Origin of the sequence: Hwanghaeella sp. (assembly GCF_965227365.1) — a bacterium.
Lineage (GTDB): Bacteria > Pseudomonadota > Alphaproteobacteria > UBA8366 > Aestuariispiraceae > Hwanghaeella.
The window spans coordinates 195,001-210,819 of sequence record NZ_OZ245754.1; the positions used below are offsets into that span (position 1 = coordinate 195,001).

The 15,819-nt window shown below is 59.2% G+C and carries 12 protein-coding genes, 1 tRNA gene and 2 rRNA genes (1 of these 15 only partly in view); 3 read left to right on the top strand and 12 right to left on the bottom strand.

The window, feature by feature from the left end:
• From ACQK2G_RS00845 to ACQK2G_RS00855, 3 genes are all read left to right on the top strand, one after another.
• Window positions 1-498, top strand: a 23S ribosomal RNA gene (locus tag ACQK2G_RS00845); it begins 2,243 nt to the left of the window's first position.
• Window positions 499-675: 177 nt separating this feature from the next.
• Window positions 676-791, top strand: a 5S ribosomal RNA gene (gene rrf, locus ACQK2G_RS00850).
• Window positions 792-990: 199 nt separating this feature from the next.
• Window positions 991-1,067: transfer RNA gene (locus tag ACQK2G_RS00855), tRNA-Met, on the top strand.
• Window positions 1,068-1,337: 270 nt separating this feature from the next.
• Here the strand turns inward: ACQK2G_RS00855 and ACQK2G_RS00860 are convergent.
• The 12 genes from ACQK2G_RS00860 to ACQK2G_RS00915 all read right to left on the bottom strand — a co-directional run bounded on the left by ACQK2G_RS00860 (window position 1,338) and on the right by ACQK2G_RS00915 (window position 15,738).
• Complete coding sequence (locus ACQK2G_RS00860; protein WP_425403115.1) at window positions 1,338-1,985, bottom strand: 2-hydroxychromene-2-carboxylate isomerase; 648 nt, start codon at window positions 1,983-1,985, stop codon at window positions 1,338-1,340.
• A 176-nt stretch (window positions 1,986-2,161) separates the two neighbouring features.
• Window positions 2,162-2,968, bottom strand: coding sequence for a transporter substrate-binding domain-containing protein (locus ACQK2G_RS00865; protein WP_425403116.1), 807 nt, complete (start codon window positions 2,966-2,968; stop codon window positions 2,162-2,164).
• Window positions 2,969-3,012: 44 nt separating this feature from the next.
• Window positions 3,013-3,741: an amino acid ABC transporter ATP-binding protein gene (locus ACQK2G_RS00870; RefSeq protein WP_425403117.1), complete on the bottom strand. Its 729-nt coding sequence runs from the start codon at window positions 3,739-3,741 to the stop codon at window positions 3,013-3,015.
• Window positions 3,728-4,378 carry an amino acid ABC transporter permease gene (locus tag ACQK2G_RS00875; RefSeq protein WP_425403118.1) on the bottom strand — a complete coding sequence of 217 codons (651 nt, stop codon included), beginning with the start codon at window positions 4,376-4,378 and terminating at the stop codon, window positions 3,728-3,730. The genes ACQK2G_RS00870 and ACQK2G_RS00875 overlap by 14 nt, the downstream gene beginning before the upstream one ends.
• Before the next feature lie 2 nt (window positions 4,379-4,380).
• Window positions 4,381-5,049 carry an amino acid ABC transporter permease gene (locus ACQK2G_RS00880; RefSeq protein WP_425403119.1) on the bottom strand — a complete coding sequence of 223 codons (669 nt, stop codon included), beginning with the start codon at window positions 5,047-5,049 and terminating at the stop codon, window positions 4,381-4,383.
• A 75-nt stretch (window positions 5,050-5,124) separates the two neighbouring features.
• On the bottom strand, window positions 5,125-5,931 hold the full coding sequence (locus ACQK2G_RS00885) for a phytanoyl-CoA dioxygenase family protein (protein WP_425403120.1): 807 nt from the start codon (window positions 5,929-5,931) through the stop codon (window positions 5,125-5,127).
• 197 nt (window positions 5,932-6,128) lie between these two features.
• Complete coding sequence (locus tag ACQK2G_RS00890; RefSeq protein WP_425403121.1) at window positions 6,129-7,019, bottom strand: LysR family transcriptional regulator; 891 nt, start codon at window positions 7,017-7,019, stop codon at window positions 6,129-6,131.
• Between the two features lie 127 nt (window positions 7,020-7,146).
• The gene (locus tag ACQK2G_RS00895) at window positions 7,147-8,061 is read right to left on the bottom strand and encodes an alpha/beta fold hydrolase (protein ID WP_425403122.1); all 915 of its coding nucleotides are present in this window, start codon (window positions 8,059-8,061) and stop codon (window positions 7,147-7,149) included.
• Between the two features lie 39 nt (window positions 8,062-8,100).
• A complete protein-coding gene (locus ACQK2G_RS00900) occupies window positions 8,101-8,982 on the bottom strand; it encodes an isocitrate lyase/PEP mutase family protein (protein ID WP_425403123.1) in 882 nt (293 codons plus the stop codon).
• Between the two features lie 165 nt (window positions 8,983-9,147).
• A complete protein-coding gene (locus tag ACQK2G_RS00905) occupies window positions 9,148-10,026 on the bottom strand; it encodes a transglutaminase family protein (RefSeq protein ID WP_425403124.1) in 879 nt (292 codons plus the stop codon).
• 6 nt (window positions 10,027-10,032) lie between these two features.
• On the bottom strand, window positions 10,033-12,426 hold the full coding sequence (locus ACQK2G_RS00910) for a circularly permuted type 2 ATP-grasp protein (RefSeq protein WP_425403125.1): 2,394 nt from the start codon (window positions 12,424-12,426) through the stop codon (window positions 10,033-10,035).
• Between the two features lie 3 nt (window positions 12,427-12,429).
• Window positions 12,430-15,738, bottom strand: coding sequence for a DUF2126 domain-containing protein (locus ACQK2G_RS00915; RefSeq protein ID WP_425403126.1), 3,309 nt, complete (start codon window positions 15,736-15,738; stop codon window positions 12,430-12,432).
• Window positions 15,739-15,819 lie beyond the last annotated feature (81 nt).

Consider the following 15,819-nt stretch of genomic DNA (forward strand, 5'->3'; position numbering starts at 1 on the left):
GTGATCCGGTGGTCCCGAGTGGAAGGGCCATCGCTCAACGGATAAAAGGTACTCCGGGGATAACAGGCTGATACCCCCCAAGAGTCCACATCGACGGGGGTGTTTGGCACCTCGATGTCGGCTCATCTCATCCTGGGGCTGGAGCAGGTCCCAAGGGTATGGCTGTTCGCCATTTAAAGAGGTACGTGAGCTGGGTTTAGAACGTCGTGAGACAGTTCGGTCCCTATCTGCCGTGGGTGTACGAGACTTGAGAGGAGCTGTCCCTAGTACGAGAGGACCGGGATGGACGCACCTCTGGTGGACCTGTTGTCACGCCAGTGGCACAGCAGGGTAGCTATGTGCGGACGGGATAACCGCTGAAGGCATCTAAGCGGGAAGCCCCCCTCAAAACCAGGTCTCGCTGAGAACCGTGGAAGACCACCACGTCGATAGGCTGCATGTGGAAGCGCGGTAACGTGCGAAGCTGAGCAGTACTAATCGTTCGATAGGCTTCAAATCCTCTTCACCGCATATAGCGGTAAGAACCAACTACACATTCGCTGAGCCGGCTGAAAACAATCAGTCGACGCAGAATGAGTAAATCTCGAAGCAAATACACAAAATCTCGGTAATACGAACTCAAAACTTCAAATCTACAGCGCGCTTCATCAACATCGTTCTTCTGTTCAAGGACGGCCTGGTGGTTATGGCGGGGGAAGATCCACCCGATCCCATCCCGAACTCGGAAGTGAAAGCCCCCAGCGCCAATGGTACTTCGGCTTAAGCCGCGGGAGAGTAGGTCGCCGCCAGGCCTTCCTTGAACAGAACGACAAAAAAGCCAAACACAACACAACACCAAATCCACACCCCCAACAACACATACAAACATCCGCGGGGTGGAGCAGCCCGCAAGAGACGGCTTAGGGCGCAAGCCCGGGCCAGGATCTTAAAGAGATACCGGGCATCCCTCGGTAAACTCAGCGCTTCAAATAGAGGTAAAACCCTCACCGACGCGGGGTGGAGCAGCCCGGTAGCTCGTCAGGCTCATAACCTGAAGGTCACAGGTTCAAATCCTGTCCCCGCAACCAATAAAATACCCGGCTTCGAGCCGGGTTTTTTATTGGTTATGGGGCCATGGATCAGGACCTCGCAAAGCCTGCCAAAAGAAGGCTTTGCCCAAAGGCTCAGTCGGAGCAAAGCGGAGACCTGGGAGCGCAGGGAAAAGCCCGAGCACCCGCAATCCTGTCCCCGAAACCAAACAAAAAAGCCCCGCACAAAGCGGGGCTTCTGGATCGGGTGGGGAAGGATGAACGGGAGCGAGCCGCCGGAATTGCGCACTCTGTCTCCCCGCGAGACGATCAGCGCGGTGCGCCGGGCTCAGGGTTTTGGAAAGTGTGCGGTTTGAATGGGTGGACAAGGCCGCGTTCCAACAGTTCCAGGTGATCCTGTCCGTAATACATATCGCCGTTCAGGAAGTATGTCGGGGATCCGAATATGCCGCGGTCGATTGCTTCCGCGGTGTTCTCCCGATGAACGTGCTGAACCGTCTCGTCCATCGCCAGATCGACGAATGTTCCGTAGTCGGGACCAATTTGTGTCGCGACCTGGTGTAATTGGTCGGCATCATCGAGGTCTATGTCGTCCAACCAGTGGGCGCGCAGAACCGCATGGGACAATGTGTCGATGTCCGCACCCTGGCGGATCGCGGCGATAAGCATGCCATTCGATAAATTGAGCCCATGGTCGTGATAGGTCGGGCGTCGATTCAGGATTTCCACGCCTCGGAATTCCGCCCAGCGTTCGATTTCCCTGCCGAAGTGATAGTCGACATTGTGCTTGGTTCGCTTGTCGAACGGCAGGCTTCCGACGGCCCTCACCACGGGTCTCAGGTCAATCGGCCGGTGAACGAGTTCACAGTCATGCCTCTTGCAAATTTCCAGCAGTTTCCGATGCCCGAGATAGGCGTAGGCGGAATGCGCGGAATAAAAATACTCTATCGTGTTCATGTGTTTCCCCTGGTGGCGGCCCGTGCTTCGTCTGCCCAGTGTGTATGTTGCGACGATCCATGCCCGGCCTATCAAAAAGCCGGCGTGTGATCCGCCGGCCTCTTCGCGTCGATTGGATTGTGTGTCGGAGCGGCGGTGCGGGCTTCATCGCTGAACCCGCACCGCCGGCCATTGGATTAGAATGTCGGCAGGTCTTTCTGCAGATCCTCATTCAGCCATTTCTGGTGAAGGGCCTGGAGATTGCCGTTGATCTTGTTGAAGTAGACGAAGGTTTCGAGCCAACGAAGCCAATCCGGATCCCCTTGGCGCAGACCAATGGAGGCCGGCGCACGGCGCATGATGAACTTGAGCTCAAGCGGTCGCTCGGGGTTCTGATTGTTGGATTCGATGATATGCATGTTGACTGCGGCCCACATGTCCGCCTGGCCGGACAAGACAGCGGCTTGTGCCGTGGCTTCATCTTCGAACCGGACAATATTGTCATCCGGAACCATCTGCGACAGCGTCGTATCCATCGTGGTCCCGCGACCGACGGCGATCCGGTAGTCTCCGACCGAGTCGGCGGAATCGACAGTAACGTCCGGGTGCCCGTACACGCCGATGATCAGGCCGGTATAAGGGGAGGTGAAGGCGATCTGACGCGCCCGCTGCGGCGTCGCACCGAACAGGTTCACCTGGACATCGACCTTGCCGGTCAGCAGGAACGGAATTCGGTTCACGGACGTCATTGGAACCATCTCCAACTCGACATCAAGCTGCTCCGCCAGAAGTTTCGCCATATCGATGTCGAAACCCATTGGTTCGCCATTCGTGTCCACCGAGCCGAAGGGCGGGGAGTCGACAGGAACGCCGATTACGACCTTGCCTCTTTCGATGACCTTCTTGAGGGTCGATTCCTCATGCGCGATGCCGGCGGTCGTCGCCGCTATGAAGGCGGTCGCCGCTACCGCGACGCCGCCAAGTACTCTTGCCAACCTGTTCATTGGTAATCCTTTCTGCTGCTTGTATTCACTGTTGTTGCGGTGCCTTACAAAACCGAGCTGATAAAACTCGCGAGTTCCGGCGTTTCCGGAGAGCCGAACAACTTGTCCGGCGGCCCCTGTTCCCAAACTTTTCCCTGATGCATGAACACGACGCGGTTCGCGACATTCCGGGCAAATCCCATTTCATGGGTAACGAGCACCATCGTCATGCCCTCCCGTGCCAGGGTTTCGAGCACCTTCATCACTTCGCCGACCAGTTCCGGGTCGAGGGCAGAGGTGATTTCATCGAACAGCATGATCTTCGGGGACATCGCCAGGGATCGGGCAATGGCCACGCGTTGTTGCTGTCCGCCGGAAAGCTGCCCCGGGTAGGCATCCTTCTTGTTCGCCAGTTGGACCCTTTCCAGAGCGGCGAGAGCGGAGCGTTTTGCCTCCTCGCTCGACATTTTCTTCACGACCTGCGGCGCAAGCGTGATGTTTCGTTCAATCGAGAGATGGGGGAAAAGGTTGTAGCTCTGAAAAACGATGCCGATCTCCTGGCGGAGGCGCCGCAGGTCCACCTTCGGGTCGCTGACCGTTGTTCCGTCGACGGTTATGGATCCGGTTTCCACCTTTTCCAATCCGTTGATGCATCGCAGCAGCGTGCTCTTGCCGGACCCGCTTCTGCCGATGATGACGACGATCTCGCTTTCTTCGATGTCGAGCGAAACCCCTTTGAGCACCTCGAGTTTTCCAAAGTTCTTGTGAATTTCTTCGATACTAATGAGCGGCATTGAACTTCTTCTCCAGGTGACGGCTCCATTGGGAGAGCGGATAGCAGAGCGCGAAATACATGAACGCCACGACCAGATAGACCGTGAAGGGTTCGAACGTCGCCGCGGTCACGAGTTGACCAACCCGCAGCAGATCGACGAAACCAACCACGGCGGACAAAGAGGTGTTTTTGACGATCTGCGCCATGAAGCCCACGGTCGGCGGGACGGCGATCCGAATTGCCTGCGGCAAAATCACGTAACGCAGTTGTTCGAAGAAACTCATTCCCAGTGCTTCGGCGGCTTCCCACTGGGTTTTCGGCACGGCTTCGATGCAGCCACGCCAAACATCACCCAGGAACGCGCTGGAGAAGAAGATCATGGCAACCGATACGGCCACCCAGGCAGAGACATCAAAGCCGAAAATGCTGAAGCCGAAGTAGAAAAGGAACAGTTGGCCCAGCAAGGGCGTTCCCTGGACTATCCTGATGAATCCCTCCGTGATCAGCTTTACCGGCGTGGGCCCCAATGCGCGGCCGACTGCGACCAGAAGCCCGAGGATGCCGCCGCCCGCAAAGGCGATGAGCGAGAGCAGCACCGTCCATTGCGCGCCGGTGAGCAGCAACAGGATATCGTCGGTCCCGAATTCGCGAAGCATGGTCAGTTCCCCCCACGGCTGAAGGCGACCCGGCCGATCGCGAAAAACAATCCGCGGAAGCCGAGAGACATCGCGAGATACATCAGAGAGACGATGAGATAGATCTCGAAAGGCAGGAACGTGCGGGAGTCCAGGAAGGCCGCCGCGTGAAACAATTCTTTCGCCGAGATCAGGGAGACGAGACTGCTCCCCAGCATTATCAAGACAAACTGACTGGTCAGCGCGGGATAAACGATCTTCAGCGCGGGGAATATTATGATGTAGCGGAAGACCTGGACATAACTCAGGCCAAGGCAAAGGCCCGCTTCGATCTGACTTTTGGGGATCGCCTGGATGCCGGCACGAACGATTTCGACAGTATAGGCGCCGGTATAGATCGTCAGGCCGACGATCGCGGCTTGCGATGCGGACAATCCGATGCCGATTGTGGGAAGACCGAAATAGACAACGAATAGCTGGACCAGAAGCGGCGTGTTACGAATGAAATCCACATAACACGTGATGGCGATCCGCGCCGGCTTGGGACCCCAGACTTTCACTACGGCGCCAAGCGAGCCGATGATAAGGCCGAGCGCGATCGTCACGGCGGAAAGCTGTATGGTCAGAAACGCTCCTTCGAGGAGCAAGTCGAAATTCCGGAAAACCGGCCCGAAACTGAAGTCGTAGGACATCCGCCCCCCCAACCCAACAAGATGATCCCGCGTAAACGGCGCCCCCGCCGTGGCGGGGGCTTCGCAGGGGTGGCGCTACTGCCGTAGAACGGGGAAGAGATCGCAGTCCAGCGGGGCACCGAACGGGATGCCGGGATCGCTGTGCATGCGCTGTAGATTCGGGCGGGGATTGTAGGTCACGTCCTCACCGGCAAAACGCATGACATATGCACGTCGGGTCTGGTCGGTTCGGGAATTGCCCGGCGCACCGTGGACCGTCAGGCCGTGATGCAGGGTCGCATCGCCGGGCTGCATCTCATACATGGCGATGTCCAACTTGCCGCGCATTGCTTCGATATCGGGGACGGGCGGCAGGTCTTCTTTGTAACGATCCTTGTCGACAAAGGATTCCGCCTTGTACCGTTGGCCCCACCGGTGCGAGCCTTTCACATATTCAACAGCGCCGGTCTCTTTGGTCACGGGATCCAACGCGATCCAAAGCGTGCAGACCTGATCACCCGCTACCGGCCAATATGTCTGATCGTGATGCCAGACCGTCGGGGTCGAGGTACCCGGTTCCTTGATCAGGAATTGATCGAAAATGAGATTGACCTTCTTTGATTGAAGCAGCGCGCAGGCATAGTCCGCAGCCCGGGAACCGTTCACGATCCGCTCCAGTTCCGGTATATGTTTCCAAACGAAGGTGTCGCTGAAGAAGCGGCCGCTGCCGTCTCGCGTTGCGTCTTCGCTCATCTTGCTCGGTGCCGCCATATCCTGTGCGGCGACCTGGCGAAGGAATTCCACTTCTTCAGGACTGAAGGCGTTTCGAATACAAACGATCCCGTCCTTCTTATAGGTTTCTGCGGCGTCCGCATTCAATTCAGAAGGTTTGTATTCAGTCATGACCAGCCCCCGGTGGAAACACGCCAGTCTCCCATTTGACCGGAGCGGCGTGCCGTTTGTCCCAAATCTGTAACACTCATCGGGATGCTATCGGCGCCGTTTTATCCACACAAATGATAAAAACTGATCAAAATGATCCATTTTTTGGATGATATGGAGGCTAGTTGGCGTGGTGGAGTCGCGGTTGGACGATTGCTTTACAGTGCGCCGCTCTGCACGATCTGGCGTATAAGTTCGATTGTTTTCGAGACGTGGGGTGGCAGGACGCCATCCAGATATACCGCCGAGAACGGTACCATCGGAACCGATGGGGAAACGTTCAAAGGAACCAGCTGCCCGGTCGGTACTTCCCGCTTGTAGTAGTCGTAGGCCAACAAGGCCACGCCAAATCCCGACCTTGCCAGAATTGCGCAGATCTCCATGGAATTCGACGTTCTGATGCAGGTGGGGTTTATATCGTTGTCCTGGAACCAGCGGGCTTGAATTCTCGCAATAGAGGAATTGCGGTCGGGCGCAATAACCGTTTGGGCTTGCAGTTCTTGTGGCTGGATTTTGCGACCGTCGAGCCCCAGGGACGGATTCGCGAAGAACCGGAATTCCGATTCGTACAGGTCTTCGATAACAAGGCCGGGCGCCATGGTACGGTCCCGGGGCAGCACAAGTATGTCGAAATCACCGGCACCGATCTTGTCGTAGATATTGCCGCTTACCCCGACCTCCAGTTCCAGGTCGATCTTGGGGTAGTGCTGGTTCAGCGCGGTTATGAGCGCCGGAAGCCAGGTTACGGCGATCAGTTCCGTCACGCCCAGGCGGATCGTGCCCGTCAGTTTCTCCGAGTCGCCGACATTCTCGTGAATGGCCTGTTTCAGCCGATTGATCTCCGACGCATATTTCAGAAGATCTCGCCCCTTCGACGTCGGGCGTATCCGTCTTTGCGATCTATCCAGCAGTTGGACGCCCAACTCCTGTTCCAGTTCCGAAATACGCATGGAGACCGTGGATTGCGTCGAGTTCAGTCTCTCGGCGGCCTTGGTGAAAGACCCCAACTCGATAACGGTCAGAAATGTCTCAAGCTGTTGAAGGTTCACGTTCCGTGGCCAAGTTCGATGTCGGGCCGTGCAGCGTTTGCACGAAATTGCTGAACTTCGTTTCTGGCTGCTTTAAGGGTGAGATTCAAGGTTGCCTTTTGTTCGCGGCGGCCCGAAGTGGCTCCCGTCAGCAGGGGGGAGCGCTGATGTCCAGTCGGTTGAAAAAGTCGATGACCCTGGGGTTGGCGCGGTCCGGCGCCTCGAAGTGAACGAAGTGTCCCGCCGAATCCGCGATCTCGATCTCCGCATTCGCGAAATAGTCGCCTAGATTGTCCGTCCAATCGCTCCGCAGGATCGGGTCATGCCGACCCCAGAAGAATCGCGCCGGGGTTTCGATCGGCGCAAGATCGGGCGCACCGTCTCTGATCAGGGCCATGCGCGCTTCGTGGCTTGCCTTGTACCAGGCAAAACCGCCTTCGATGTTGCCGGGCTTCATGAAATTGTCGACGAAGAAGTCGATCTGCCCATCGAATGCTTCCTGCACATGCCCCCAATGCCGCAGCATGTTTTCGAAGAAGATCCGACAGGTCTCCCGGTTGTGCCCGACCAGTTGCGCGGCCCAGGGCATTTGATTGAAGGATTGATACCAGATTTCGCGGATCTGGGTTGCCTCCACCCAGCGGCGGCCGATACCCGGATGCGGGCCGTTGAAGAAGAACAGGCCGGCCACACGGTCGGGTGCCTTGCGGGCGATCGTTTGCGCGACATAGGCACCGACATCGTGCGAGACCAGGCCGAACCTCTCGAAACCCAGGGCGTCGGCCAGGGCCAGAATATCTGCCGCATGGGTGTCGGGACCGGCGGGCTCCGCCCGCGTTTCGACGGTGTCGCCAAACCCCCGGAAATCCGGCGCGACGATATCGAAATGCTTCGACAGGACCGGTATGTTCCGGTGCCACCCCCACCAGAATTCCGGCCAACCGTGCAGCAGCAGCACCGGCAGGCCGCTCCCCTCGCGGACGTAATGCATGTCGACGCCGTTGATCTCGACCCTGCCGTGGGTCCAGTCGCCGCCGGGGTGTGACAAATCGCGGGTCGTCATCGATGGTCCTCCCTTCGCTGTTGCCCGATCGTGGTCACTTCAACTGCCGTCGCCGGCTAGGTCCATCCAGGAGTCCAAATCCACCGCCCTGGCGTAGTCCTTGTATCCGTCGACCGCCAGAGATGGCTCGGAGAGGGATCCATGCCGCGAGAGGTGTTCGACGGCTTCCCGAACGGCGCGCATCGCGGCAAAGAGCGGAAGGTGCCAATAGACCACCATTTTCACGCCCATGGATCGCCATTCGTCACGCGAATAATCCGGTTGTTTGTCGTAGTTGTCCTTGTCCACGGCACAGGCGACGACGGGTACGTTCACGCCAAGGACGATCTTCTCGTAGTCCCGGGCGGTATAAAAATCGCCCAGCATCACCGCGTCGGCCCCCGCATCGACGTAACGACGCAAGCGGTCGATGACACCGTCGACGCCGTCCGTCCCCTTGGCATCACTACGCGCGATAATGGAAAAATCGTCGCCTTTCCGGCTGTCGCAGGCAATCCCGATGACCTGTGCGAAGGCCTTGGCATCGACGACTTCCTTGCCGGCCAGCACACCGCAACGTTTCGGAAAGACCTGATCTTCCAAGTGGATTGCCGAGACGCCGGCAGCTTCGAATTCCCGCACCGTGCGCGCGACATTGACCGGCCCGCCAAACCCTGTATCCGCGTCACAGACAACAGGCGTGTCGACCACGCGGCTGATGGCGCCCGCCTTGCGGATAATCTCCACGGCATTCGTGAATCCCAGGTCGGGATAGCCGAGATCGCTCGCCTCGTTCGCCAAACCGGAAAGATAAACCAGGGGAGAGCCGCTCTGTTCGATAAGGCGGGCCGACATTACATCATAGGCGCCGGGCGCTAGGACTATGTCATGGTCGCGGAAGACCTCCAGCAACGATTTCCGCCCGCGCGGTTTCTTGGCCATTTCTAGTTTCCCCTCCGCAAACTTGTGCCTGTTTCCCTGTTTTCCGGCATCACGGTACCGACAAGCCGCCGCGTCATCCAGTTCGGCCCGGTAAATTCAGTTATGGCAAATGCGGAGTGGCGGTCGGGTCCGCTTACCCTGCAAGGCACGGCGGAGCGGAAGGCGTCAGTGAAGCGGAATGACGTCGACAGCCTGGTGGCTGGTCTGGTCCCCGGAGGTGCGCATGGCGCCGTTCACGGGGTTCACGTCTGCATAGTCCCGCCCCCGGGCGACCACGATATGGTCGGAACCGACGATAAGCGCATTTGTCGGATCGAATTCCAGCCAGCCGAATTCCAGACCGCACCAGGCCCTGACCCAGGCATGCATGGCATCGGCGCCTTCCAGGCGCGGCCCGTCTTCCGGCGGCAAGGTTCGTAGAAAGCCGCTGACATACCCTGCCGGTACCGAAATTCCGCGCAGACATGAGATCATGATATGGGTGAAGTCCTGGCATACGCCGCGTTTCCGGGCGAATGCCTCCGCGGCGGGCGTATCGGCGGTGGTTGCGGCCGGATCGAACTCCATATCGTTGTACAATGCCGTCCCAATCGCGCAAACCGCCTCCATGGTCGACATGCCGGCGGTTACATGGTCGCGGCCGTAGGCCGCCATCGCCGGGTCGAGGGCGATCCGAGGCGATGACCCAAGGAAGTGACACGGGGCGTCGTGCGCCAAGCTGGCGACGCTCGCGGCTTCATCGGAGATTCTGTCGACGGGTGTCGAGATGTCGAAGGTCGTCGGCATTTGTATTCTGTCCACACGGGCGCGAACCGAACACCGCATATCGGGATGGGCATCGCCATAGGCGATCTCGACCACGGAATTTCCGAAGAAGTCTACCCGGTCGGTCCGCTCGACAGGCGACGGGTCGACGCTGAGAAAGCTGGAGACGACCCGTTGTTCTCCCTCGATGTTGAGCGGCTGCAGTCTGAGAAGGTGACGGCCGGTATCGGCCAGCCTTTCGTAGTCGTATGAGATCGTCAGTTTTATATCGTAGAGCATGGCGCGTTACCGAAAATAATGCCGCGAGATCAACTCGGACAATTCGGAAATTTCAGCCGCATGGCGGCCGGCCTGTCCGGAGGTGAAATCTTCGGCGCTCTCCACGGCGAGACCGGTATAGGTCTTCAGAATGGCTTTCGACAGGTCCGACATTTGCCCATTCTTGGCGGCGCCCGGCAATACGTCCGTCTGCCGCTTGATTTCGGCGAGGTGATACAGGGCGGAGCGTGGGTTCATTTCATCGAGCGCCAATAAATCGACGACGGATTCATGTGTGGAGGAAATCGCATAGCGGCGTCGATGCGTCATCAGGCTGTCGCCGATTTCGATCGCCAGATCCAGCGCCCCATCCGGCGCGTCCTCGTCTGCCATGGCCGCAAGCATGGTCAGGATCGCCTGCGCACGTTCCAATGATCTTCCAATCGTCAGGAAGCGCCAGCCGATGAACCGGTACATGTTTTCGTGCACCAATCCCGAAAACCCGCTGAGTTTCCGTAGGAGGATTCCCATCTGGTGAGCCGTCTCGTTGCCGGGCGGAAAGCCTTGATAGGCGGTATTGGAGACGTCGTGCAGGGCGGCCCAACCATCGACTGAAAAACGATCCCGTACCTTGCCGGCGGCCCCCATTGTGCTGGACAGGATAGCCGCAAGACCATCTGCGCCGCCGGTCGCGGGATCGACCCCATAGGTCTGCATGAAGGTGCCGAAGGACTGCAGTAGCGCCGCGCTGCTGTCCGAAAACTCCGCCAGTCGGGAGTGATAGGCGCGCAGCATCCGGATGACGAATTCGGCCCTTTCGACATACCGGCCGAGCCAGAAGAGATTATCGGCCGCACGGCTCGGCAATAGCCCCGGTTGCGCACGGAGATACGGTCGTTTCTTGCCGTCCAGCGCGCTTTCCTTGGATACCGGGTGGTTCCGCAATACCCAGACATCGGAAACAGAACCGCCATGCTGCATGGTCAGAGCGGTCGGATCTTCGGTACGGCCGATGCGCGCATATCCCCCCGGCATCACCTGCCATCCGTCGCTCGTCCGAACCATGAAGACGCGCAGGCTCATCGGCCGTGCCACGACCTGTCCATCGACGAAGGCGGGGGTGGTGGAAAGCTTGACCGCTTCCTGACCGACGAGATCTTGTCCGTTTTGCTTGAGCCAGTCGGAAACCGATGCCTCCGATTCATTCGTGAAACGTCCGGCGATCGCGGTCTCTCCGTCCACCTCGAAAGGCAGGCTGACCGAACGCGCCCGGCTGACCATCATCCGATCGAAATTCGCCAGGACATGGGCGTGTTCGTTCGGCTGACCGCACCACCAAGTCGCGACATTCGGGATCTTCAAGTTTTCCCCGCGAAGATGTTCGCAAATTCGCGGCATGAAAGCCTGAAAAGCCCGCATTTCCAGGATCCCGGCGCCGAGCGCGTTGATCACGGATACACTGCCGTTGCGCACGGCATTGACCAGACCGGGTGTCCCGAGTTGCGAGTTTTCTTCCAGTTCCAGAGGATCCGCGAAGGCGGCATCGAGGCGGCGCCAAATAACACTGATCGGCTTGGGCCCCTCCACGGTACGGACCATGACCTGGCCGCGTTCGACGACAAGGTCTTCCCCCTCCAGCAGGTTCATTCCGAGGTAGCGCGCGGTGTATGTGTGTTCGAAATAGGTGTCGTTCATGGGGCCGGGCGTCAAAATCGTCGCCTGGTCGAAAGCGTCGCCGCTCAATTCCCGGAGAGCCCGCCGAAACAACCTGAAAAAGCTCGCAAGGCGCTCGATATTCGCTTCCTTGAAATAGTCGGAGAAGGCAAGCGCGGTCGCCATTCTGTTCTCAAGCGCGAAGCCTGCGCCTGAAGGCGCCTGGGTCCGATCCCCCAGAACCCACCAGGTGCCGTCCGGACCACGGCCGATCTCGAAAGCCAGGAAATGCAGGAAGTGATCCGAACGCGGCGTCACACCGACCATCGGTCTCAGCCATTCCCGGCTGGTGGCGATCAGGCGGGCGGGCAGGTGTCCACCCGCGACCAGTCGGTTTGCCCCGTAGAGATCCGCGCAGACCTCCTCCAGCAGGTCCGCCCGTTGTACCAGACCGTCCGATATCCACTGCCATTCATCGCCGTCGACAAGGACGGGGATATGGCTCAACGGCCATGTTCGTTCAACGGATTCGCCGGCGCCGTATTGCCGGTAGAACACACCGGCATCGCGCAGATATTGATCGCCCCGCCCGAACCGGCTCAGCAGTTCGTCTTCCGGTTGACCGGAGACATGTTCCAGGAAGTTGCGCCAGACGGGCCGGACATTTCCGTCTGGTGAGAAAACCTCATCCGCGGCGCCGGCGGGCGGATGATAATTGGCAAGCAGTTGGTCCAGCGGTGCTGTCATTGGCGGGGCGGTTGTCGGCATCGGTTACAGACCCGGCCGCCGCCTGAGGTCTAGGGTCGACGGGAATTCCGGATGCGGCTTTTCCATGACCGGTTCGTACATTCCCGGCGTATGGCCATGTGGTTCGAAGCGGGCCAACCGCCGGGCGTCCGCCTCATAGGTGTTGACCGGGAATGTTTCATAGTTGCGTCCGCCGGGATGGGCGACGTGATACACGCAGCCGCCGATTGCCCGGCCGGTCCAGGTATCGAAAATATCGAAGGTCAGCGGCGCGTTGACGGGCAGCACCGGGTGCAGCGCCATGGCGGGCTGCCACGCCTTGAAGCGGACGGCGCCGACGGCGACCCCGGCCGTCTCCGTCTTCTGCAACGGCACGCGACGCCTGTTGCATGTCACGATATAACGGTCGGTGTCGGTTGTCGTCACCTTCACTTGCAGGCGTTCGACCGAACTGTCCGTGTACCGGACCGTGCCGCCGATCGCACCGGTTTCACCCAGGACATGCCAGGGTTCCAGCGCCTGCCTCAATTCCATTTCCACGCCTTCGTATTCGACGGCGCCGCAGAAGGGGAAGCGGAATTCGGCCTGCGCCTCGTACCATTCCGAGCGGAATGGATAACCGTGATCGTTCAGATCCCGAAGAATTTCCAGGAAATCCGTCCAGACGAAATGCGGCAGCATATACCTGTCGTGCAGGATCGTGCCCCAGCGGGTCAGCTTGCCGGTAACCGGCTCATGCCAGAGACGGGCGATCAGGGCCCGGATCAGGACTTGCTGGGCCAGGCTCATGCGGGCGTCCGGCGGCATCTCGAAACCGCGGAATTCCACTAGGCCCAGACGCCCCGTCGGGCCGTCCGGCGAGTACAGCTTGTCGATGCAGATTTCCGAGCGATGCGTATTTCCGGTGACGTCGATCAAGGCGTTTCTCAACAACCGGTCGACGAGCCAAGGCGGGGGCGCGTCGCCCTCAAGAGGAGGCGGGATCTGATCGAGCGCCATTTCCAACTCATAAAGGCTGTCATGGCGGGCTTCGTCGATTCTCGGCGCCTGACTGGTTGGCCCGATAAACAGGCCGGAGAACAGGTAAGAAAGGCTCGGATGTCGCTGCCAGTGCAGGATCATGCTCCGCAGCAGGTCAGGGCGGCGCAGGAAGGGGCTGTCCATGGTTGTCGCGCCGCCGACCACCACGTGGTTGCCGCCGCCGGTGCCGGTATGCCGTCCGTCGATCATGAACTTGTCGGCGCCCAGACGGCACTGGCGTGCCTCTTCATACACAGTTTCGGTAATTGAGACGCATTCCTGCCAATTGCTGGCCGGATGGATATTGACCTCGATGACCCCGGGATCGGGGGCGACGCGGATGACATTCATCCGCGGATCCTGCGGCGGTGTATATCCTTCGATATGGACAGGCAGGCCCAATTGTTTGGCCGTGTCTTCCGTAACGGCGATCAGTTCCAGATAGTCTTCCAATCGTTCGACCGGCGGCATGAACACACAGAGTCGTCCGTCTCGCGGCTCCACCGACAGGGCGGTGCGAACCGCCTCGGTTGTATTGTCCAATTGCTGATCGACGCGTTCCTGCCCGGGTTCCGCGGCGGTGAAGCTGGCGCGGGCCTGGTCGATCTCCTCAAAATCGGGAAGCTCACCCCGCGGTTCCGTCGGGTCGGCGGGGTGAATATAGGGGTATTGCGCGCTCGACAAATGAGGCAGGGCCTCCAGGGGAAGGCGGAAGCCGACAGGGCTGTCCCCAGGGACAAGAAACAGATGGCCACGACGCAACTTCCATTTTTCCGACCGCCAGCGGCGCCCCTTGCTGGCAGCCTGCCAGCGCTGCACCGGCAGGATATAGCCGGACGGCTCGGTTAGTCCGCGTTCGAACACTTTTGCAATGCGATGACGGGCTTCCGGGTCCTTCAGTTCTGAATTCTCCGGCGTCACGTTCTCAGGCAGGTTGCCTTCCTTGACGATCCATTCCGCCGGATCCTCAAATGCGGGGACAACCATTTCCGGTTCGATTTCCAGACGCTCGGCGATACCGGCCAACAATTCGCCAGCCGAGGCCGCCGTGGCGCCGGTTTTTGATTTTTCCGCCGCGACCAGATCCGCGTCGCGCCAGATCGGTTTGCCGTCCCGGCGCCAATATAGAGAAAAAGTCCAGCGCGGCAGGCTTTCCCCCGGATACCACTTCCCCTGCCCATAATGCAGGAATCCGCCCGGCGCGAAGCGGTCACGCAACCGCCGGATCAGCTTGTCCGCCAAGTCGCGTTTGGTCGGGCCGACCGCCTCGGTGTTCCATTCCTTCGCTTCGAAATCGTCGATGGAGACGAAAGTCGGCTCTCCGCCCATGGTCAGGCGTACATCGCCTGCGGTCAGGGCTTCGTCGACCTGCTCGCCGAGCTTGTTCAGCGCGTCCCAGGACTCGTCTGAAAACGGTTTGGTGATGCGCGGATGTTCGGCGACCCGCTTGATCTGCATGTCAAAGTCGAACTCGACATTCGCGGCGCTGGCCATGCCGGAAATCGGCGCGGCGTTGCGATAATGCGGCGTCGCGGCGAGCGGAATATGGCTCTCTCCGGTCAACAGGCCTGAAGTCGGATCCAAACCGATCCAGCCGGCGCCGGGGATGAACACCTCCGCCCAGGCATGCAGATCGGTGAAGTCGTGATCCGTGCCGCTCGGCCCGTCCAACGCTTCCAGGTCGGGCTTCAATTGAATGAGATAGCCGGAAACGAACCTGGCCGCGAAACCGAGATTCCGCAGGATTTGTACCAACAGCCAGCTGGAATCCCGGCAGGACGCCTTGCCTGCCTCCAGTGTCTCCTCTGGCGTCTGGACACCCGGCTCCATGCGGATGACGTAGGAGATTTCCTCCGCTATGCGGGCATTCAGATTGACGATGAAATCGACGCAAGGCTGTTCGGACCGGTCGATGGTATCGAGAAAGGACTGCAGTCTGGGGCCGACCGGTTCCGGCGTGCGGTAGATATGCAGATCGGACAGATAGTCGTCGCTATAGTCGAAGGGCCATTTCTCCGCGGATTCCTCAACGAAGAAATCGAACGGGTTATAGACCGTCATGTCCGCGGTCAGATCGACCTCGATCAGCAACTCGGTTACCGGCTCCGGGAAGACGAAGCGGGTCAGCCAGTTTCCATATGGATCCTGTTGATAGTTCACGAAATGGTCCGATGGGGAAACCTTCAAGGAATGAGAGATCACCCGGGTTTTTGAATGCGGGGCCGGCCTAAGCCGGATGATCTGCGGGCCAAGCGAAACGGGCCGGTCATACTGGTAGTGGGTCTTGTGGTAGATGCTGGCTTTGATCGACACAGTCTAAATTCCGCATTTGTTTGCAACGCAACACGCCCTCAAACATTTCATATATGCGGTGGTTTTCCAAAGGTAATTCTG